19 protein-coding genes and 1 tRNA gene are annotated in these 20,732 nt (G+C 64.9%); 15 read left to right on the forward strand and 5 right to left on the reverse strand.

The window, feature by feature from the left end:
* The first annotated feature begins 22 nt into the window (after positions 1-22).
* A complete protein-coding gene (locus LHJ54_RS02150; protein WP_228242293.1) occupies positions 23-871 on the forward strand; it encodes a DUF3426 domain-containing protein in 849 nt (282 codons plus the stop codon).
* Positions 872-965: 94 nt separating this feature from the next.
* Positions 966-1,052, forward strand: a tRNA-Leu gene (locus LHJ54_RS02155).
* 885 nt (positions 1,053-1,937) lie between these two features.
* Here LHJ54_RS02155 and LHJ54_RS02160 read toward each other — a convergent pair.
* Both LHJ54_RS02160 and LHJ54_RS02165 read right to left on the reverse strand, forming a co-directional pair.
* Entirely contained in the window at positions 1,938-2,342 is a 405-nt protein-coding gene (locus tag LHJ54_RS02160; RefSeq protein ID WP_228242295.1) for a hypothetical protein, read from the reverse strand.
* A gap of 242 nt (positions 2,343-2,584) precedes the next feature.
* Positions 2,585-3,286: an NAD(P)-dependent oxidoreductase gene (locus LHJ54_RS02165; RefSeq protein WP_228242297.1), complete on the reverse strand. Its 702-nt coding sequence runs from the start codon at positions 3,284-3,286 to the stop codon at positions 2,585-2,587.
* Between the two features lie 158 nt (positions 3,287-3,444).
* Between LHJ54_RS02165 and LHJ54_RS02170 the strand changes: the two genes are divergently transcribed.
* Both LHJ54_RS02170 and LHJ54_RS02175 read left to right on the forward strand, forming a co-directional pair.
* Entirely contained in the window at positions 3,445-4,194 is a 750-nt protein-coding gene (locus tag LHJ54_RS02170; protein ID WP_228242299.1) for a cytochrome c oxidase assembly protein, read from the forward strand.
* A 24-nt stretch (positions 4,195-4,218) separates the two neighbouring features.
* Positions 4,219-4,710, forward strand: coding sequence for a CopD family protein (locus LHJ54_RS02175; protein ID WP_228242301.1), 492 nt, complete (start codon positions 4,219-4,221; stop codon positions 4,708-4,710).
* Here the strand turns inward: LHJ54_RS02175 and LHJ54_RS02180 are convergent.
* Positions 4,677-5,201: a DUF2231 domain-containing protein gene (locus LHJ54_RS02180; protein ID WP_228242304.1), complete on the reverse strand. Its 525-nt coding sequence runs from the start codon at positions 5,199-5,201 to the stop codon at positions 4,677-4,679. The genes LHJ54_RS02175 and LHJ54_RS02180 overlap by 34 nt on opposite strands.
* 81 nt (positions 5,202-5,282) lie before the next feature.
* Here LHJ54_RS02180 and LHJ54_RS02185 point away from each other — a divergent pair, with 81 nt between their 5' ends.
* The 3 genes from LHJ54_RS02185 to LHJ54_RS02195 are packed head-to-tail and all read left to right on the forward strand — an operon-like array spanning position 5,283 to position 8,673.
* Complete coding sequence (locus LHJ54_RS02185) at positions 5,283-5,891, forward strand: cytochrome c oxidase subunit II (RefSeq protein ID WP_228242306.1); 609 nt, start codon at positions 5,283-5,285, stop codon at positions 5,889-5,891.
* On the forward strand, positions 5,888-8,365 hold the full coding sequence (ctaD, locus tag LHJ54_RS02190) for a cytochrome c oxidase subunit I (RefSeq protein WP_228242308.1): 2,478 nt from the start codon (positions 5,888-5,890) through the stop codon (positions 8,363-8,365). Before LHJ54_RS02185 ends, ctaD begins: the two co-directional genes overlap by 4 nt.
* Positions 8,362-8,673, forward strand: a complete 312-nt coding sequence (locus LHJ54_RS02195) for a hypothetical protein (RefSeq protein WP_228242310.1) — start codon at positions 8,362-8,364, stop codon at positions 8,671-8,673. The genes ctaD and LHJ54_RS02195 overlap by 4 nt, the downstream gene beginning before the upstream one ends.
* Positions 8,674-8,697: 24 nt before the next feature.
* Here the strand turns inward: LHJ54_RS02195 and LHJ54_RS02200 are convergent, their stop codons facing one another.
* A complete protein-coding gene (locus LHJ54_RS02200; protein WP_228242312.1) occupies positions 8,698-9,600 on the reverse strand; it encodes a LysR family transcriptional regulator in 903 nt (300 codons plus the stop codon).
* Positions 9,601-9,701: 101 nt separating this feature from the next.
* Here LHJ54_RS02200 and LHJ54_RS02205 point away from each other — a divergent pair, with 101 nt between their 5' ends.
* The 8 genes from LHJ54_RS02205 (at position 9,702) to LHJ54_RS02240 (ending at position 18,357) form a co-directional block, all read left to right on the forward strand.
* Positions 9,702-10,400, forward strand: a complete 699-nt coding sequence (locus LHJ54_RS02205) for a pirin family protein (RefSeq protein ID WP_228242315.1) — start codon at positions 9,702-9,704, stop codon at positions 10,398-10,400.
* Positions 10,401-10,442: 42 nt separating this feature from the next.
* Positions 10,443-11,015 carry an NADPH-dependent FMN reductase gene (locus tag LHJ54_RS02210; RefSeq protein WP_228242316.1) on the forward strand — a complete coding sequence of 191 codons (573 nt, stop codon included), beginning with the start codon at positions 10,443-10,445 and terminating at the stop codon, positions 11,013-11,015.
* A gap of 187 nt (positions 11,016-11,202) precedes the next feature.
* Complete coding sequence (gene mtnP, locus LHJ54_RS02215; protein ID WP_228242317.1) at positions 11,203-12,078, forward strand: S-methyl-5'-thioadenosine phosphorylase; 876 nt, start codon at positions 11,203-11,205, stop codon at positions 12,076-12,078.
* Between the two features lie 45 nt (positions 12,079-12,123).
* Positions 12,124-15,318, forward strand: coding sequence for a bifunctional proline dehydrogenase/L-glutamate gamma-semialdehyde dehydrogenase PutA (putA, locus tag LHJ54_RS02220; protein ID WP_228242318.1), 3,195 nt, complete (start codon positions 12,124-12,126; stop codon positions 15,316-15,318).
* Positions 15,319-15,350: 32 nt separating this feature from the next.
* Positions 15,351-15,884 (forward strand): hypothetical protein, encoded by a 534-nt coding sequence (locus LHJ54_RS02225; RefSeq protein WP_228242319.1) that lies wholly within the window; start codon positions 15,351-15,353, stop codon positions 15,882-15,884.
* A gap of 57 nt (positions 15,885-15,941) precedes the next feature.
* Positions 15,942-16,496, forward strand: a complete 555-nt coding sequence (gene dcd / locus LHJ54_RS02230; protein ID WP_228242320.1) for a dCTP deaminase — start codon at positions 15,942-15,944, stop codon at positions 16,494-16,496.
* A 67-nt stretch (positions 16,497-16,563) separates the two neighbouring features.
* On the forward strand, positions 16,564-17,133 hold the full coding sequence (locus LHJ54_RS02235; RefSeq protein WP_228242321.1) for a DoxX family protein: 570 nt from the start codon (positions 16,564-16,566) through the stop codon (positions 17,131-17,133).
* A gap of 42 nt (positions 17,134-17,175) precedes the next feature.
* Positions 17,176-18,357, forward strand: coding sequence for a trans-acting enoyl reductase family protein (locus LHJ54_RS02240; RefSeq protein WP_228242322.1), 1,182 nt, complete (start codon positions 17,176-17,178; stop codon positions 18,355-18,357).
* 96 nt (positions 18,358-18,453) lie between these two features.
* Here LHJ54_RS02240 and LHJ54_RS02245 read toward each other — a convergent pair whose 3' ends face one another.
* A complete protein-coding gene (locus LHJ54_RS02245; RefSeq protein WP_228242323.1) occupies positions 18,454-20,631 on the reverse strand; it encodes a TonB-dependent receptor in 2,178 nt (725 codons plus the stop codon).
* Between the last annotated feature and the right edge of the window lie 101 nt (positions 20,632-20,732).

Raw genomic sequence — 20,732 nt, forward strand, 5'->3', positions numbered from 1 at the left:
GGGAAGCCTAAGACATCGGGCGATGATCATCGCCTGTCCGGCCTGCGGGACCAAATACGTCGTGCCCGACGACGCCCTTGGCGTGGAGGGGCGGACCGTGCGCTGCGCCAAGTGCAAGCACAACTGGTTTCAGGACGGGCCGCGGATCGAACCGCCCGCCAACCTGCCGCCCGAGGACTTTGCCGAGCCCGGCATCGGCGGGACACCTGCCACGCGGGAAGAGGCAACTGCCCCGGGTGCCGCCAGCGGGGCGAAGCCGCCCGCTATGCCGGCAGACGAAGAGCGGCCTGGCGCCGACCGGCCGTTACCCGACGCGCTGGTCACTCCGCCACCGTTTTACCGGGCGGCGGACGCGATTCCGTCCGAACGCCGACCAAACCGCGACGCCGAAGATGAGGTGGCCGGGCAGCGCTCCAGCTTCGCCTTTGAACCGCCGTTCGCCTCGCGGCTGAACCGCGGCCGCCTGCTGACAATCGGCGCAGCGGGCTTCGCCGCCATCGCCCTGCTGACGATCGCCGTTCTGCAGATCTGGGGCTTGCCGTCCTGGCTGTCGGGTTCCGACCCGCTGTTCGCCGGCGAGGAACCCGGCTTGACCATGAGCTTTCCCGACGACCGGCAGCAGATCCGCACCACCGATGGCGGCGAGTACCTGGTGATCAGCGGCACCATCAGCAACACCAGCAGCGAAACCCGGCCGGTACCGTCCATTCTGGTCGTGCTGCGCGATGCCCGCGACCGGGTCGTGTTCAGCCAGGAACTCGCCTCGCCCAAGCCGCGGCTTGCGCCCGGGGAAACCCAGCCGATCGACGCCGCGATCGCCGACATTCCGCAATCCGCGACCGACGCCGAGTTCGGCTGGGCGCCGCGCTGAGGCATCGGCCTTTCCCGCTTGCGCCCATCATCACCGCTTGCTAGGGGCGCGGCCTCCCGACGGGCCGCTCCGGCGTCCGTCGAATTGTCAGTGTGCGGTCGTGGCGGAACTGGTAGACGCGCAACGTTGAGGTCGTTGTGGGCGAAAGCCCGTGGAAGTTCGAGTCTTCTCGACCGCACCATCTAGCTTTTTAAGTAGGGCTAACCCTCTTGTCCTTTGGACGAGAGGGCTTGCCCGCTGCCAGAGGCAGCAGTCGGTCGGTCGGCATCCCGGCAATCTGGGCCCGCTAGCTCCCCTGCTTCGCTGGAACATAACCGCCGATGAACGACGCTCATGGCTTCGGTCTCGGTGAGATTACTAGATGCAGCTGGCGAGCCGCCGCACCCATCGGAACTATACTATACTAGCGCAAGTGCGCATCCACCACCTTGGTTCTTCAGGCTCGCGTTCCTTGCCATTCCGCATCATCTGCTGACACGCCTAGTAGATTGCCATACCGGTTCCCGGCCTGGCAGGCGAGGCAATCTACAACGTGAGGGTGTTGATCGACACCAACCGTTGGCGCTACCTTGCAGAGGCTGCGGCTGGAGCGGACTTGCTCCGCGCGAGCGACAAGGGCAAGAACAACATCGTTGTCGTGCCAGCCGTGGTGTACGAGACGCTAAGCACGACAGACGTCGCACTCCGGATGACTGCGAGCCGATGCCAAGTTCATGCAGGAGGCGAGCCGGGCTCGTTTGCAGGAAGCAGCGCGGAGAGCATTCAAGGCGGCAAGAGAAAAGATCGCGGAGAAAGGCGCCTGGTTCGGGAGCCGAGAGGACTTAGTCTCGCCTAATTCAATCAGGCAACACCATTTTGGCCGTGCTTAGAACGTCGCGACTTGCCCTTGATTGCATACATGGCGTTAAAGATGTTGCGGGTTGGCTAGTCTTCGCTTCGGCGACCGGCACCAAGATCGGCGAGCAGCCCGCAGAGCCTTGTGTCACCAACCCAAGGGCGCGGACCGCGCGGCAGGATGCACGCGAGCAAATGCCGCCCCCCGGGGTCGGGGGCGGCGGCGCGACACTTAGCGGCGTACTTCGGGCAGGGCCATCAGCTGATCGCGTGTCATGGAAGTCCGGATGTCCCGGTCACCGCGATTGTCGAATGCGCTCAGGCCTTCCAGGCTCACATGCACATACCGGTCCGGGCTTGAGTCCTCCACCTCGACCAGGAGATGGGTGACCGTACCGCTTGCATCGCGGATGACGCCTTCAACGTCCCCTATATCGTTGCCATTCGCGTCGACGAGGTCTGCGTCCAGAAGCTGCCGCTCTGTCAATCCCAGAGCCACCTGAGCATCGGCAGAAGCAGCAGGAGCACCAGCAACGCCAGGAACAGGAGAGGCGCCGGCCGTCTGCCCGGCCGTGCTCTGCTCACTTCCGCACGCCGCGAGCAGGATACAAACTGCCGCCATGGCTGTATTTTTCATCAAGGTCTTCCTTCCGATTGCAAGCATCACAAAGAGGTAGCCAAGCACCCACGCCGGAGAAAGACGCGCAAATGCCTCGGCTCAAAGGCATACCTGCCCACGCCGGCATCAGCAATGGCCCGTTGGAGTGTAAGCTAGCTTCGCAGCTCCGTCGGAGCGATCGTTCGCTAACGAACATCCACGCAACCGTCACCGTCGTTCCCGCACGAGGCGCACGGCGACCCTTCTGCCGCGCTGCGCCCTCAAAGCCCAGCGAACTCCTTGCCAAGAGCGAGCGGACTTTCGAACTTATCAGCCTCCGGCGTACCAACGGCAGGCTTTGCATGAACGTGCAGATCGTTGCGGGCGCACTCGACCAGAAAGGCAGCGAGATCGCCGATCCGGCAACGGAACGCCTGGTCGGGCAGTATTTCCTCCTGGACCAGCAGATCGCCGGCAGCGGGTTTGTCGATCAGCCAGCCCGGGCGCACCGCCGTCCACCGTAACTCCGGCCGTCCTTCCAGCAGCGCCTCCATCTCCGTCATCTGTTCGAGAATATTGCGCAGCGCGGGAACTGCCGTAAGCTTGAACCAGGCCGGCAGCGCGGGCTGGTCAACCACAAAGGCAGCGGAGATCACGACGATGCGGTCGATGCCGGCATGCTCCATCCCGTCAAGGATGCGGCGCGTCCCTTCGGTGTAGAGCGGCGGAGGTGACAGCGCGTTGGCCGGTGAAAAGGCGACGCCCAGGGTCGAGATCACCGCATCGCACCCTGCGAACGCCGAAGCCAGTTCGCCGTTGAGAACATCTACCCCGCGGTAGGAAACGCCGTCAGTCCGAGCACCGGGTTCGGGATGTGATCGGTCGATCGAGACGACATCGAGTTCGGCACGCAGCGCATGCCTTACCACTTCCCGCCCGGTTGCTCCGCTGCCGCCGACCACTGCAACACGCTGGACGCTCACGCTGAAATCTCCCGAGATGCGGCCGTCGAGCCGAATTTTCCGTGATTGACGGTTTCCAAACTGCATCTTCGCCCGCTATGTTCCACGGGTCGCAGCATCGGGCGACACATTCTGCACTTGTCGCAACGCGGCGATCCGGTTCGGGGAGTTGAAGGCAGATGTTTCATGGCAGTTACTGCGGCAGCCCCCCTGCGATGGCGGAGATCGCGTCGCGCTGGAACTTAGATCCGGTTCTTATCGCCGTTCTCGCCGGTGCGCTGGTGATGGCCATGCGCGCTGGCAACGGGAAGGCCGCGGGGGGCATCGGTCTGTTGGCACTCGCTTTTGTCTCGCCCCTGTGCGCGGCCAGCGTGGCACTGTTCTCGGCGCGCTCGATCCATCATCTCGTGTTGATCCTGGCAGGGCTGGCCTTTGCCCTGGCTGTGCGGCAGGCGGCGGCTTCCGGTTGGACCCGGCGCCTGATCCTGCCGGTCGCGCCGGCCACCATCGCGATGACGATCATCTTGTGGGCATGGCACGCGCCCGCCCTGTACCAGGTCGCCCTGACCAACATGCTGGTGTACTGGTTGATGCAGGCAACCATCCTTGGCGCGTCGTTCGCGTTCTGGCTGGCGGTTCGCCAAGCAAGCGCGGTCGGGGCCGTTGCGGGGCTGATCGGGGCAACGGTGCAGATGGGATTTCTTGGCGCGCTGCTGACCTTTGCGGCGCATCCGCTGTACCTCATGCATGCCCTCGCCGCGCCAAGCTGGGGATTGAGCGGCCTGGCGGACCAGCAGCTTGCCGGACTGATCATGTGGGTCGGCGGAATGGCGCCATTTGCGATCGGCGGCGCGGTGACCGCCCGCCGCGCCTGGCACCGGCAGAACGTCACCGCAAATGTGCCGAGGGCAACCGCGCGTGCCCTATAGGCTTCCGCTGAGCGCCCCGGCGGCATGATCCTGTCTCTCGTCAAGGCGTTGCACATCGCGGCCCTGGTGCTGTGGTGCGCAGGTCTCATTGGCCTGCCCCTGATGCTCAGCAAGCATGAGATCGGCGAAAGCCAGGCGAGCTACAGCCAGCTGCGCCTGCTGACGCACCGCGCCTATGCCTTTTTCGTTACTCCGGCGGCTGTGATCGCCATTGCGGCCGGTACGGCGCTGATCTTCCTGGGCAACGTGTTCACTTTGTGGATGCTGATCAAGCTGGTGGTGGTAGGTGTGCTGGTGTCACTCCACGCATGGATCGGCCACCTGGTCGTACTGATGAGCGAGCGGCGTGGCAGCTTCGCGCCGCGCAGCGCCATTCCGGTGCTGGTGCCGATCTGCGCCGCGATGCTGGCAATCCTGTTCCTGGTGCTGGGCAAGCCCGCGCTTGAAAGCTTTGCGCCAGCCTGGCTGTACGAGCCGCTTGGTCACGAACTCCCGCTCGACGAGACGCCGATTTGATACTCGAACACCAGCTTGCCCCCGTGCCATCCGGTGAAACCGGTGAAGACCACGGCGAAGGCGGAAATCATGATGCCGTAGGGCAACACGGCCTGTTCGAACCCCAGCAACCTGTACCCCCAGTTCATGCCGAGGATCGACAGGAGCATGACCGCGATGATGAAGTGGGTCCAGCTGGCGGCGCGCTGCCTTATGCCGGGCACACTCAGAAGCTCGACCGTGCCGGTCAGCCCCGCCAGCACGCCGAACAGGAACGCCATTCCGGCGGCCCACAGTCCGGCCCGCGCCCAGAAAACATCGCCGGTCCACCAGTAAAAGGCGTCCGCGCCCAGCACGCAGACCGTAAGGGCAATGGGAAACGCGACCAGCATTGCATGAATGGGATGCCCCGCCAGCGCGATGCGCGATTCCAGCCTGTGAAACTTCGGGTGCTGCTCGACCGGGTCCACCAGCCTTTCCTCGGCAACCTTTTCCTGCGTTCTGTCGCTCATCGTTCAACTCCTTCGCGCATCCGTGCTCGCCTGACAGCGTTGATGTGCCTGTTGCCTCCAGTTTCGGCGTGTGCAGGGCCGTTGTCCACCATCGATCCTGCCGGGCCGTCCGCAATGCGGGTGGCGGACCTGTGGTGGTGGATGCTGGGCGGATCGGCCATCCTGTCGGCGCTGGTATTCATCCTGTTGCTGATCGCACTGCGTCGACGTGGGGCCGCGGACAACAGGCAGCCCGGGCGTACGCGGGTGTGGATCGGCTGGCTGGGGCTGGTGATGCCGGTAGGGGTCCTGATGGTGCTGTTGGCGTTCGCCTTGTGGGTCGGTCAGCGCAACCTGCCTGTCGGGCCGGCGGCGCAGACGGTGCAAGTGACCGCCTTCAACTATGGATGGGAGTTCTGTTACGAGGACGGCAGCTGCTCGCAAGGCGTTCTGCGGATACCGGCGGGGCAGCCGGTCGACCTCGACATCACCGCCACCGACGTGATCCACAGCCTGTGGATTCCGCGGCTGGCAGGCAAGATGGATGCAATACCTGGACAGGTGAACCGGCTGAGGATCGAGGCGGACGCCCCCGGTACCTTTGAAGCCGTTTGTGCGGAATACTGCGGCGTTGGCCACGCCGATCACCGCTTCGTGGTGGAAGCCTATGCCGCTGGCGCCCCGGCCGGTCGGACGGAGGCCGCAGAATGAACGTAATCCAGCTCCACCACGATCTGACCCGCATCTGGAACAACGAGCCGGGCTGGCGGGGCGTGTTCAGCAGCGTCAGCCACACCACTCTGGGCAAGCGGTTCATGATCACCGCAGCGGTGTTCTTCGGGATCGGCGGTGTGCTCGCCATGCTGATCCGGGCGCAACTGGCCACCCCAGCCAGCGCCTTCACCGGCCCGGAAGTGTATGGGCAGATATTCACGATGCACGGCAGCATCATGATGTTCCTGTTTGCGATACCCATGCTGGAAGGGTTTGCCATCTATCTGCTGCCCAAGATCCTGGGTGCGCGCGATCTGGCTTATCCGCGCCTGACCGCGCTGGGGTGGTGGTGTTATCTGTTCGGCGGCACCATCATGCTGCTGGCGCTGCTGGGCGGAGTGGCCCCCGATGCCGGATGGTTTCTCTATCCGCCGCTGTCAGGCAAGGAATTCACGCCCGGCGTCAATTCCGATGTCTGGCTGCTTGGCATCACCTTTGTTGAAATCTCTGCGCTGGCGGCGGCGATCGAGATCACGGTCACCATTCTCAAATTCCGGGCGGCGAACATGTCGCTGACGAAGATGCCGATCCTCGCCTGGTATCTGCTGGCGACCGCCGGCATGATGATCTTCGGTTTCCCGCCCCTGATCCTCGGGTCGATCCTGCTGGAGGTCGAGCGCGCCTTCGGCTGGCCGTTCTTCCAGCCCGAGCTTGGCGGCTCCCCGCTCTTGTGGCAGCACCTGTTCTGGCTGTTCGGCCACCCCGAGGTTTATATCATCTTCCTGCCCGCGGCGGGCGCCTTGTCCACCATCATTCCGGTGATGGCGCGAACGCCCCTGATCGGCTACGGCGCGATCGTCACCGCGGTGATGGCGCTCGCCTTCCTCAGCTTCGGCCTGTGGGTGCATCACATGTTCACCACGGGCATTCCGCACATGGCGCTCGGGTTCTTTTCCGCAGCCTCGGTGCTGGTGGCGATCCCCACCGCGGTTCAGATCTTCGCGTGGATCGGCACCATGTGGGCCGGACGCCCCAAGTTCACCCTGCCGATGTACTACATCGTCGGGTTCTTCGTGGTCTTTGTGCTGGGCGGGCTGACCGGTGTGATGCTGGCCATCGTGCCGTTCGACCAGCAGGTGCACGACACCGCCTTCGTCACCGCCCATCTGCATTACGTACTGGTGGGCGGATTTGTCTTCCCGATGCTGGCGGCGGCCTATTACTGGATGCCGCATGTAACCGGCCGCACCCGCGTGATGCGGGTGGGAATCGCGGCGTTCTGGCTGATCTTTATCGGCTTCAACCTCACGTTTCTCCAGATGCACCTGACCGGTCTGCTGGGCATGCCGCGCCGGGTGTACACCTATCCCGTGGAAGCGGGCTGGACGCTGCTCAATCTCACATCGTCGGTTGGCGCGTTCATGCAGGCGTTCGGCTTCGGCCTGTTCGCCCTCGACATCGCGCTGCAACGCCGGCTCGGCAAGCCCACGAGGCGCGATCCGTGGGAAGCCGAAACCCTCGAATGGGCCATGCCCACTCCGCCGCCGCAGTACAATTTCGCCAGCCTTCCCACAGTTTCCAGCCGCGAACCGCTGAGCGATAATCGCCGGATCGGCGTCGACCTGGCCGCAGGTAAGGGTTTGCTGGGTCGCGCGATTGGTGGACGCCGAGAGACGCTTGCCGTGGACATCGTCACCGGCGCTCCGGAACACGTGGCTATCCTGCCCGGATCCAGCCTGACGCCCCTCTTCACCGCCCTCGTCTTCGGGGGCTTCTTCATGTCCATGCTGCTCGGCATCTACTGGCTGGCACCGGTGTTCATTGTCGGTGCGGCCGTCATGATCTGGCGCTGGGTCGCCACCACCGGGACAACGCACGACCCCGGCCCGGTGGACGCGGGCAACGGCTATTACCTGCCCACCGGCTTCGCGATCCGCGGCAGCGTCGGATACTGGGGCAGCGTCCTGGCCGTTGCGGCCAGCGGGACGTTGTTCGCGTCGCTGGTGTTCGGCTATTTCTTCCTGTGGGTGGTTGCGCCGAACTGGCCACCGCCAGGCGCGTTCGGCGCCTATCTTCTCGAGCCGATCATCGTCACCGCAGGCGCGCTTCTCGCCGTGGTGGCCGCTCGCCTCGGCCTGCGAAACTTTGACCGCTCGCGCTCCGGCGCTATCGCAGCGGCGGCCGGATCGGCGCTGGCAATCGCCGGGCTGCTCGCAGGCGCCATTCGTCACCTGCCCGAGCCGACCTTCCATGCATTCGCGGCAACTGGCTGGGCCCTGACGGGTTTTGCAGTGTTCTCGTGCGCGGTAGGTGCGCTGGCGCAGCTCTTCGTTCATCGCCGGATCGCCAGCGGCCACGTGATCGCGCAGCGTCCCCATGAACTGCGCACCGCCGCCGTGTGGAGCGATTACGGAGTCGGCGTCGCGGTCGTGGTCGCCTGGCTGCTTGGCCTGTCAGGTGCCGCGCTGTGACGGCGCTGATCAAGATGGTATCCGGCCTGATCGCGTGGGCCGTGTCATTCAGCGTGCTGTACGCGCTGCACGGTCTCGGCTGTGCACTGGGCTGGACCGAACAGGCGGTGCCCGGTCTGACGCAGGCGAGAGTGGTGCTGCTGGTCACGTGGATCCTGCTGATCGCCGCCCACGGCGTCCTGCTGGTCTGGCTGCTGCGCTCTTGCGCCACGCAGATGCAGCGGATCGGCGTCGCGATCGGGTGGATCGGGTTGGGTGCGACGATCGTCACCGGCCTCCCGATCCTCGCTATATCCAGTTGCGTCTGACCATCAGTTTGAAAACGCCCCGCCTCACCCGGAGTCTTGCAAGGCGGCCTCGAACGCCCGCAGGAGCCAGCTGGTTGCGGGACCGGGGGGACGGTCCTTGCGCCACATGGCCGACAGGCGGTAGTCCACACTGGTTCCTTCCGGCAGCTCGAGAACCTTGAGAGAGCCTGCTGCGATGTCGTCCGCGACTAGATGCCGCGGCATATTGCCCCAGCCGCTTCCGCCGATCAGCAGCTCGCGTTTGGCGCCCAGATCCGCCAGCCGCCAGCTGCGCGGGCTGACCACCGAGAAGTCCTGCCCCTCGGTGTAGGCCGACCGGTCGGTCAGCACGAGCTGGAGGTAGTGGCGCGCCTGCCCCGGCCTGATCCGGGCGAGTTGCGCGAGCGGATGACCAGGGGCGGCGACCGGGACCAGTTCGACGCTGCCGATCTCCTTGCGGTCGAGCTCGGGCAGATCGAGCAGGACGGGACCGGCCAGGGCCAAATCCGAACGGCCCTGCGCCACCAGCCCGGCGACTGCGCCCAGCGCCTCAACGTGCAGCCGCAGGTCCACGAGCGGAAAGGCTTGTTGGAATTCCTGCAGCACCGAGGACAGCGCAGCCAGAGGCACCATGACGTCCAGCGCCAGGGATACCTCGGTCTCCACGCCCGCGTTGATGCTGCGGGCGCGGGCGACCAGATCGTCTATGTCATGGATTACCGCCCGCGCGGAAGCCAGGAGTGACCGTCCCGCGTCGGTCAGCTGCGGGCGCCGCGACCCCTCCCTCTCGAACAGCGTCACTGCCAGCTGCGCCTCAAGCGCCGCAACCCCGTAACTGACCACCGACACCGCCCGCCCCAGCTTGCGTGCGGCCGCGTTGAAGCTGCCTTCATCATGCACGGCGACAAAGATCCGCAACTGATCAAGGGTTGGCTGCCCGATTTTCACTGTTCAACTCGCTAGAACAACTTGAACAAAATTATCAGTCTTTTCTGGTCATCACGCAAGCGCCATCTTTCCCGGGAGTAATCCGAAGAGGAACAGGTGGCATGATCGACATCAGGAAGTTCGACACGCTGGGTGCGGCCGACCACGGGTGGCTAGACGCGCGCCACCATTTTTCATTCGCCGGCTACCACGATCCCTCGCGCGTCCACTGGGGCAGCCTGCGCGTCTGGAACGATGACACCATCGCTGCCAAATCCGGCTTTCCGCCGCACCCGCACAGCGACATGGAAATCATCACCTATGTGCGCGAAGGCGCCATTACGCACCGCGACAGCATGGGCAACGAAGGGCGGACCGAAGCTGGCGACGTGCAGGTCATGTCCGCCGGAACCGGCGTGACCCATTCGGAATACAATCTGGAGGACGAGGCAACCCGCATCTTCCAGATCTGGATCATTCCCGACCAGCGGGGCGGCACACCCGGCTGGGGTGCGCGTCCTTTCCCCAAGGATGATCGCGCCGGACGGTTCGTGACGCTGGCTTCCGGGCTGCCGGACGATGACGGGGCATTGCCAATCCGCGCCAGCGCCCGGGTGCTTGGCGCAACCATCAACGCCGGCGAGAGCGTCACGTACGAAACCGCGCTGGACCGGCATCTTTATCTCGTGCCCGCCACGGGGCGGATCGAGATCGACGGCAAGGTAGCCGACGCACGTGACGGAGTCGCGATCACCGACGTTAGCCGGTTCACGGTCACGGCGCTGGACGACAGCGAAATCGTCATGGTCGACGCGGCCTAGAAACTCCGCATCCATTCACCAGTAAGTTCACAGGAGCATTTGATGTCCCACTCCCATAAAGTAGCAATTGTTGTAGGCAGTCTGCGCAAGGCGTCGGTTAATCGCATGGCGGCTGAAGCGGTTACTCGCCTCGCCCCTGACCACCTCCACTTCGAGTTCGTGGAGATCGGCGACCTGCCCCTCTACAACGAAGACGTCGACTCAGGCGATGTGCCAGCGGCGTGGAGCCGGTTTCGCGACCAGATCGGGGCAGCCGACGCGGTGCTGTTCGTAACCCCGGAATACAACCGTTCGGTCCCGGGCGCGCTCAAGAACGCGATTGATGTCGGCTCCCGCCCCTATGGCCAGAGCGCGTGGGCGGGCAAGCCGGCGGCCGTGATGACCTTGTCTCCCGGCGGTATCGGCGGGTTCGGCGCCAACCATCATCTGCGTCAGTCCCTGGTGTTCCTCGACATGCCGGTGCTGCAACAGCCCGAAGCCTATGTCGGGGGCGCCTTCGATCTGTTCGACGAGGCGGGAGAGTTCAAGCACGACGGTACCCGGGCGTTCTTCCAGAAGTTCGCTGACGCCTTCGCCGCCTGGATCGCCCGTGCCGCGCCGGCCCCGCAGGCGTAGGATTGATCCGGCGGTTCCGCGTGGTCGGAAAGGTCGGGCCGCCAGGGCCAGGCTTTCTCGACCGCGGGGGACGTCGGGCACAGTCAAGAGGCGAAGCAGGCTGTCCGCGCGCAAGCGACACGATTAACCTCATTTCAGCATAACGGGGCTATCCGGCAATGCTGGAGCGAAAGCAGAAGGAACCTTTGTGAGCGGCGACTGGACGATTGGCATCATCGGCGGCTCCGGCATCTACGACCTGCCGGGGCTGGAAGATGCCCAGTGGATTGCCGTCTCCTCTGCGTGGGGAGAGCCATCGGACGCTGTCCTGTGCGGTCATCTGGGCGGCATTAACCTGCGGTTTCTGCCGCGCCACGGCCGCGGACACCGTATCGCGCCGGGCGAGGTCAACGCGCGCGCCAACATAGATGCGTTGAAACGGGCCGGCTGTACCGACATCGTCGCCGTCGCCGCTGTAGGCTCCCTCATTGAGGAGCTTCCCCCCGGCAGTGCAGTGCTGGTGGATCAGTTTATCGACCAGACCAAGGGGCGGCCGGCCAGCTTCTTCGGCACCGGCATGGTAGCGCACGTCAGCATGGCCGAACCCGTCTGCCCTCGCCTGTGCCAAGCACTCGCCATCGCCGTCGCCAAGGCCGGCGGGCGCGTGCGGCCAAGCGGCACATACGTCGCGATCGAAGGACCGCAGTTCTCGACCCGCGCGGAAAGCCGTCTCTATCGTCAGTGGGGCGCGGATGTGATCGGCATGACCGCCATGCCCGAAGCGCGCCTCGCCCGGGAAGCGGAACTGCCCTATGCCCTGCTCGCACTGGTCACCGATTTCGACAGCTGGAACGAGGCAGAACAGCCGGTCAGCGTGGAACACGTGGTGGCGCAGCTAGCCGCCAACAACCGTCTGGCGCGCGAAGCCCTGCAGCACTTGCCCGCCATTCTTCCCCGGTTTCGCGAGGAATCGCCCATAGATTTCGCGCTGGATGACGCGGTGATTACCGCTCCTGAACAGCACGACCCCGAACTGCGTCTCAAGCTTGGCGCCGTGGCGCGGCGATTGTTCGGCGGGATGTAAGCAGCAGCTATTGCTCAGGCGGCGGCGGCGCAATATCTGCCGTTGATGGCAACCTTGTCTCGCCCGTCCGCGCAAACCACCCCTGAGTCGCAACCCGTGTCGCACTCCGCGTCGTACCCGCCGCTTGAGCGCGACGACCTGCGCGCAGCCTATCGGCAGGCGGAGGCGGACTGTGTTGCGCAGCGGCTGGCGCAGGCAGAGGCGGTTTCGCGCCTGCACGAACAGGCGGCCGGACTGGCCGCGCGACTGATTACCGGCGCGCGCGGCCGCAAGGCCAGCGGCATCGACGCGTTTCTCCACCAGTTCGGTCTGGACACGCAGGAGGGCATCGCCCTCATGTGCATCGCCGAAGCGCTGCTGCGTGTGCCGGACGCAGCCACCGCCGATGCGCTGATCCGCGACAAGCTGGGGCCGATCGACTGGAGCGAGCATCTGGGAGAGAGTTCTTCCGCCTTCGTCAACGCCGCGACCTTTTCCCTGATGCTGACAGGTGAAGTGCTGCACCGCCCGGATGAGGCACAGCGGGGGATGGGTGCCAGCGTGCGCCGGGCCATCGGCCGGCTGGGCGAACCAGTGATCCGCCGCGCCACCTTGCAGGCAATGCGCATCCTGGGCGGGCAATTCGTCTATGGCCGCGACATTGGCGAAGCTTTGAAGCGAGCGTCAGCGGAGCGCAGCAAGGGGCTGAGCCATTCGTTCGACATGCTGGGCGAGGCGGCGATGACCTTCGCCGACGCGGAGCGGTATCGGGCATCCTACGAACAGGGGGTGATCCGGCTGGCACGGGAAGGCACGGGGGACGTGGCAACTTCGCCCGGGCTTTCGGTGAAGCTGTCGGCGCTGCACCCGAAGTACAACTTCCTCCATGCCGCCGAGGCCAAGGCCGCCCTGGTGCCGGTGCTGCGCGATCTGGCAGGCCGGGCGGCGCAGGGCAATATCCACTTCACCATCGACGCCGAGGAAGCAGAGCGGCTGGAACTGTCGCTGGACATCATCGAGGAACTGGTCGCCGACGACAGCCTGTTCGCCAACGGCACGGCAGAAGGTTGGCAGGGCTTCGGCCTGGCCATCCAGGCCTATCAGAAGCGGGCCGTTCCGCTGTGCGACTGGATTGCGCAACTCGCCCGGCGGCACGGTCGCAAGCTGTTCGTGCGGCTGGTCAAAGGCGCCTATTGGGACACCGAGATCAAGCTGGCGCAGGTCGGCGGCTATCCCGACTACCCCGTGTTCACCCGCAAGGTCGCGACCGACGTGTCCTATCTCGCCTGCGCCACCAGGCTGATGGCGGCGAGGGATGCAATCCATCCAGCCTTCGCCACGCACAACGCCTACACCATCGGCGCGATCAAGGCTTTGGCGACAGAAAACGGACGCGAGCCGGAGGATTACGAGTTCCAGCGGCTGCATGGCATGGGCGAGGACGTCTATGCCGAGCTCGCAGCTGTGGAAGGTAATCGTCGCACACCCGTGCGCATCTATGCGCCGGTCGGCAATCACAAGGATCTGCTCGCCTATCTGGTCCGGCGCCTGCTGGAAAACGGCGCCAACTCCTCGTTCGTCAACCGCATGGCCGACGCTCACGTGCCGGTTTCCGAACTCACCGGCAACCCGGTGGCAGAACTTGCGGCGCTCAGCCCCAGCCGGAACCCGCGTATTCCCCTGCCCGAAGATATTTTCCCCAATCGCCGCAACAGCGCGGGGATCGACCTGTCCGACCCGCTCGTGCGCGAGCCGCTTCTGGCACGGCTCGAGGAATTGGCCGGCAAGCAGTGGCATGCAGAGCCGACCTTCCGTTCCGACGCGGAGGAAGAAACCGCGCCGATCACCATGCCGCACAATTCGGCGGTGATCGTCGGCACGCGCCGGGATGCCACAGCCGAGGAGGTGGCCGACGCCATCCGCCGGGCCGAAGAAGTCCAGCCCGGATGGGATGCGCTGGGCGGCGAAAACCGGGCCCTGTTGCTGGAAGCGGCAGCAGACCTGTTCGAAGACAATGCCGCCGAGTTCATCTCGCTGTGCACCCGCGAGGCCGGCAAGACGGTGCCCGACGGCATTCTCGAACTGCGCGAAGCGGTGGACTTCCTGCGCTATTACGCGGGCGAGGCACGGCGCCTTTTCAGCAAGCCCGTGTCACTCGCCGGACCAACCGGCGAACTGAACGAATTGCGGCTCGCCGGGCGCGGCGTATTCGCCACCATTTCACCGTGGAACTTTCCGCTCGCAATCTTCATAGGTCCGGCGGCGGCTGCACTGGCGGCCGGCAACACGGTAATTGCCAAGCCTGCGGAACAGACGCCGTTGATTGCGGCGCTGGCAATCAAGCTGTGCCACCGGGCGGGCATCCCGCCAGACGCGCTGCAACTGCTGCCGGGCGCGGGTGACGTCGGCAAGCTCATCACTTCAGATCCGCGCATCGCCGGCGTCGCCTTCACCGGGTCGACCGACACGGCCCGGATCATCAACCGGACGCTGGCGGCGCGCGAGGGGCCGATCGGCATCCTTGTCGCGGAGACCGGTGGCCAGAACGCGATGATCGTGGACAGTTCCGCCCTGCCGGAGCAGGTGACGCGCGACGTGGTGGCGTCCGCTTTTCAGAGCGCGGGCCAGCGTTGCAGCGCTCTGCGCGTGCTGTACATCCAGGATGATGTGGCCGACGATCTGCTGCGGATGATCCGCGGCGCGTTCGAAGCTCTGGAGATAGGCGATCCGGCGCTGCTCGCCACCGATGTGGGTCCCGTCATTGACGAGGATGCGAAGGCTGCGCTCGACCGCCACATCGCCCGGCGGCGGCAGACCGGGCGCAAGGTGTGGCAGCTGGACCTGCCAGCTACACTTGGCGGCAATTTCGTCGCGCCCGCCATCATAGAGATGGATTCCATCGCCGAGTTGAAGCGGGAGAACTTCGGTCCGGTGCTGCACGTGGTTAGGTTTGCCGCCGGCCAGCTTGGGCAGGTGATCGACGATATCAACGCGACCGGCTTTGGCCTGACGCTGGGTCTGCACAGCCGGATCGCGTCCACCATGCGGTTCGTCGCGGCGCGGGCAAAGGTGGGCAACCTGTACGTCAATCGCAACCAGATCGGCGCGGTGGTCGAAAGCCAGCCGTTCGGCGGCGAGGGCTTGTCGGGCACCGGTCCCAAGGCCGGCGGGCCGCACTATGTGGCTCGGTTCGCGACGGAACGGGTGATGACGGTGGACACGACGGCGGCCGGCGGCAACGCCACTCTGCTCGCAAATTGAAGTTTGTGCGCGCGGCCTGCATTGGTAAAGGCATGACAATGCGTCACTTTGTCTGCTCGCTCCTGCTGCTGTTCGCGACCTTGTGGACCGCTCCCGCCGCCGCCGCGGTGACCATCAGCTTTCATAGCTTCAACGGTTCCGTTGTGGGCGGGCGCTATCCCCACACCTTTGTCGTGCTGGAAGGGACGCTGGAGAACGGGCAGAGCGTGAATGCCAATTTTGGGTTTACCGCGCGGCGCGTGTCGCCAGCCATTCTGCGCGGCCCGGTGGAACACGCCATCACCACCGAGCAGCAGAAATACGTGCGCTCCACCAACCGGCATTTTACCGTGCCTTTGACGCAGGCTCAATATGGCGAAATCCTGGCCGAAGTTGCCCGCTGGCGCGATGCGCCCGGCAAGTTCTACGATCTCGACACGCGCAACTGCATCCATTTCGTGGGCCGTCTGGCGCAGATCGCCGGCCTGAAGGTGAGCTATCCTGAGGATATGCTGCGGCGGCCCAAGATGTGGCTGAACCACATCGCCGCGCTCAACCCCCGGCTGGGTGCGGCACGGATCCCGTAGCGGATAAGCCGCAAGCACGCGCTTGTGCCAGGCGCACCGATGAAGGATGACACGGCCATGGCAATCCTTTCCGACCGCTGGATCCGCGAAGCCGCCGAAACGCGCGGCATGATCGAACCCTTTGTCGAGGCGCAGCGGCGCGACGGCTGTATCTCCTATGGTCTGTCCTCGTTCGGATACGACGCGCGGGTGGCCGACGAATTCAAGATCTTCACCAATGTCGACAACGCGGTGGTCGACCCCAAGAACTTTGCCGCAACCAGCTTCGTCGACCGCAAGACCGATGTGTGCACCATCCCGCCCAACAGTTTCGCCCTGGCGCGCACCGTGGAATATTTCCGCGTACCGGAGGACGTGCTGGTCATCTGCCTGGGCAAGTCGACCTATGCCCGCTGCGGCATCATCGTCAACGTGACCCCCCTTGAGCCGGGCTGGGAAGGCCATGTGACGCTGGAGTTCAGCAACACCACCCCCTTGCCCGCCCGCATCTACGCCAACGAGGGCGCCTGTCAGTTCCTGTTCCTGCGCGGCAACGAACGCCCGGAGATCACCTATGCCGACCGGGCCGGAAAATACATGGGGCAACGGGGAGTGACGCTGCCTCGACTATAGGCGGCGCTGGCACTGTTTCGCGTCCTGGTCGTTGTTCCGGTAAAATCGCGCTTAGGGGAGAGTGCCCATGTCCTTCATCACCGCCACCATCGGCCGCATCCTGATCGGCCTGCTGTTCGTCGTCTCCGGCGTCAACAAGCTGCTGTACCCGGCAGGTTTCAGCGCGACACTTGCCGGAGCCAATCTGGTGCCGGCATGGGGAACCGGGATCGCCATCTTTGAAATAGCCGCCGGTCTGCTGCTGGGCCTGGGCTTGATGACCCGGCTGACCTCCATCGTCCTTGCCGCCTACACGCTGGCGACGATCGTGTTCTTCCATAACCAATGGAACGATTATGAAACCGGCATGACCGCGCTGCGTCTGCTGGCGGTGACGGGCGGGCTTCTGCTGACTTTCGCCTATGGCAATGTGCGCGGCAGTCTCGACCACTACCGGGAACGCAACAAGACGCACGAGGCGGAACTGCGCGCCGCCCGGGCGGAGGGCGAACTGGCCGCCAGCCGGACGGAAGCAACCGAAGCGGAACTGCAGGCCGCACGTGCCGAGGGCGAGGCGGCGGCAACGCGCAACGACACGCGCGGCGGCGTAAGCGCAATCGCCACTCCGCCGGACAAGCCGGTCGACCGACGCTACTGAGCTGCCATTGTCAGCGATGCCGGTTTGCGGCAGGTTCGCGGGATGAGGAACCAAGAACGCGAATACGACATCATCGTCTATGGTGCGACCGGTTACACGGGCAGGTTGGTCGCCGAACATTTCGTGCGGGAGTATGGGGGCAAGCCGGATGGCCCCCGGTGGGCCATGGCGGGACGGAATCTCGCCAAGCTGCAGGCGGTTCGCGACGAAATCGGCGCGCCCGCCGACACTCCTCTCGTCACCGCCGATGCCGACGACGAGGCGAGCCTGCGGTCGCTGTGCGAACAGGCGCGGGTGGTGCTGACCACGGTCGGCCCGTATCAGCTCTACGGTGACAAGCTGCTCGCCGCCTGCGTGGCGACCGGAACCGACTACGCCGACCTGTGCGGCGAACCCGCCTGGATGGCGCAGCAGATCGTGGAGCACCATGAGGCAGCCAAGGCCAGCGACGCGCGCATCTGCTTCTCTTCCGGTTTCGACTCCATTCCGTCGGATCTCGGCGTGCTGATGCTGCAGAAGGAGGCGGTGGCACGGTTCGGCAGCCCCGCCCCGCGGGTGAAAACCCGCATCCGGTCGATGGTCGGCAGCTTTTCCGGAGGCACGGCGGCCAGCTTCAAGGCGACGATGGCCAGCGCGGCGCGCAATCCGTCGCAGTTCAAGGTGCTGGCTGACCCGTTCGCGCTGACGCCGGGCTTCACGGGGCCGGAACAGCCTGGCGGGATGCTGCCCGCCTACGATCGGGCGCTGGAAAGCTGGACCGCGCCTTTCGTCATGGCCTCCATCAACACCAAGAACGTCCATCGCACCAACTTCCTGCGCGGCCACCCTTATGGTCGCGACTTCCGGTATGACGAGATGGTGCTGACCAGCCCCGGCGACATGGGCAAACAGGCGGCAACGGCCATCGCGGGCGCGATGAAGTCGATGTTCGGCGACGGCGGACCCAAGCCGGGCGAAGGCCCGACGAAGGAAGAGCGGGAGAACGGGTCCTACGACTTTCTCCTCATCGGAGAATATCCCGATGGCCGCTCTATCCGGTACGGCGTCAAGGGGCGCTACGATCCCGGCTACGGCTCGACCAGCAGGATGCTGGGCGAAACAGGCTTGGCCCTGCTTGAGAGCGACGCGCAAGGCGGCGTGGGGACACCGGGAGCCTTTCTCGGCGAAGCCCTGGTGGAACGGCTCCGCCAACACGCCGCGCTGACCTTTGCAGTCGAAGAATAACGCCGTGCCGCACTGATCTTGCCAAAAACGCCGAAGGGACTTCGGTGCGGAGCGGATCCCTTCGGCGCATTTATCCCCTGCTTCGGTGAAGCCGGACTAAAAGCTGAGACGCACACTGGCGGACAGGTTGCGCCCCGGCAGCGGCACGAACTCCTTGGTGAAGCTGGTGTGGCGCCGGCCCTCCACGTCGAAGATATTGTTCGCCCGCAGCAGCAGGGTCACATTGTCGTCTCCCCGGAGAGGCTTGAAGGCGAGCGAGGCGTTCACGAACATGTAGTCGTCCGTCGGCAGCTCGAAAGGAGCCGTGCGGTTCTGCGCGGAAAACCACTGCACTTCGGCACGCGCGTCGAACCGCGCCCCCTGCGCCTCCAGCGCGCCCAGCAGGCGGAGCGGCGGGATACGTGGCAGCGGTGTGCCATCGGTCAGCTCTGCACGGACGTAATCGCCGCGAAGGTCGGCGAGGAGGGTCAGCCGCTCCGTGCGGTAAAACGGCACCGTCACCTGCCCCTCCACGCCGAAGTAGTTGGCATCGTCCTGCAGATACACGAACACCGGCAGTCCATCTTCTTCCTCTCCGGTTTCGCTCAGATAGATGTAGTCGTCGAACCAGTTGCGGTAGAGGGCAAGGTTCACCTGCGCCGGCCCCAGGCGGCCGCGCACATAGCCCTCCACGCCCCACGCTCTTTCCTTCGACAGATCGGGGTCGCCGATTTCAAAAGCCTGGGTGGCGACGTGGGGGCCGTTGGAGAACAGTTCTTCGCCAGAAGGTGCGCGCTCGACCCGGGTGCCGTTCACGCCCGCGCGCAGCCCGGTACCGGTGTCGAAGGATAGCCCGAGTGCGCCCGAGAGCGCCCTGAAATCGCGCTCGATCCCCAGCGTCTGGGAATCAACTCCGGTCACCTCGTACCGAGCCGCGCCTTCCAGCTGCGCCGCACCCAGCTGGTATTCCTGCAGGGCGAAAACCCCGAATTGATCGGTGCGGTTGGGTGCCACGAACGCTTCTGCCCCGATGGCGGCGAAATCGCGGAAGTAGTACTGCGCGCCAAACGACCCTCTGAGAGCGCCGCTGCTGTTCTGGACGAACTCGGCCCGGGCCTCGATGCCCTGCACATCAAACACGGTACCGACCTCGGTGCCTTCGAACTCGGTGTGCGTGTAGTTGGAATAGCCAACCCGGGTAATCAGCTTCTCGATTAAGCCGTTGCCCAGCATCAGTTCGCCGCGCAGGTCCGCCCGGAACTGCCGCAGCCCAATGGTGACGGGCCCCTCTTCCCCTTCGCCGTCATGGTCATGGTCATGGTCATGGTCATGGGAATGAGCATGCTCGGCGCCAGGGCGTGCAGGCAGGCCGTAGCTGGTATCGTACCAGCCGACCGAAGCGCCCAGCATGCTGCCACCGGCGAAGAAGCTTGCGCCAAGATTGGCGGACCAGGTTTCGGCAAAGCTGTTGGGCAGGACGCCGCGCTGATTAGCAATAGCGCGCAGTTCGGCCGCTTCGCCCAGTTCGCCCTCCGCCTCTTCCTCCGCCGCTTCCGCCAGGAGATCGGCGCGCAAGGCGTTCGATACGACGAAGCCGGGTATGCTTACATCACCTGCCTTGCGGTACGATCCGTCGGCATGAACAACAAAGCCTCCACCCAGCGGCGCATCGACGGAGCTGGCAATCTGGTATGCATCGCTGACGCTGTCATAGCCGGCGAGAGCGTCGAGATGGATCGACTCATCCGGCACGCGTCGGGGGATGCGCTTGTCGATCACGTTCACGGCCCCGCCGATGGCCTGGCTGCCATAAAGAAGCACCGCCGGTCCACGCAGCACCTCGATGCGCTCCACCGTCAGCGGGTCGATGCTGACCGCGTGGTCGTCGGACGTGTTGGACGCGTCCAGGGTCCCAATCCCGTCATTGAGGACACGCACCCGTTCTCCGGAAAAACCGCGCAGCACCGGGCGCGATGCACCCGGAGCAAAGCCGGTGGCGGTGACGCCGGGCAGCCGGGCCAGCACTTCGCCGATCTGCCCGTCGAGATTGCGCTGCAATTCCGTTCCCTCGATCACCGAAGTGCCGGCAAGGATATCAAGTTCGCGCACACCGCGCGCACTGACGATGATTTCGTTGGCGCCAGCGTCCTGGCGATTGTGGAAGTCATCGTCGACCAGGTCACCGCGTGCGGGCCCTGGTGCTGGAGCGGTTTGCTGTGCGACGGCCGGTTGCGAAGCGGTTATCAGGGCGAGCGTCAGCGGCGATGCCGCCGCAACTATTTTATGATACAACATATCGCTTGCACCTAGCGTTGCCGCCTTTGATTGCAACAGGAAATTCGCACCCGGTCGCAAATGGTTAAATTTGATGAAAGACCCCGTCGCGCGGACATCCC

This window comes from Porphyrobacter sp. GA68 (genome assembly GCF_022605525.1).
Classification (GTDB): domain Bacteria; phylum Pseudomonadota; class Alphaproteobacteria; order Sphingomonadales; family Sphingomonadaceae; genus Qipengyuania_B.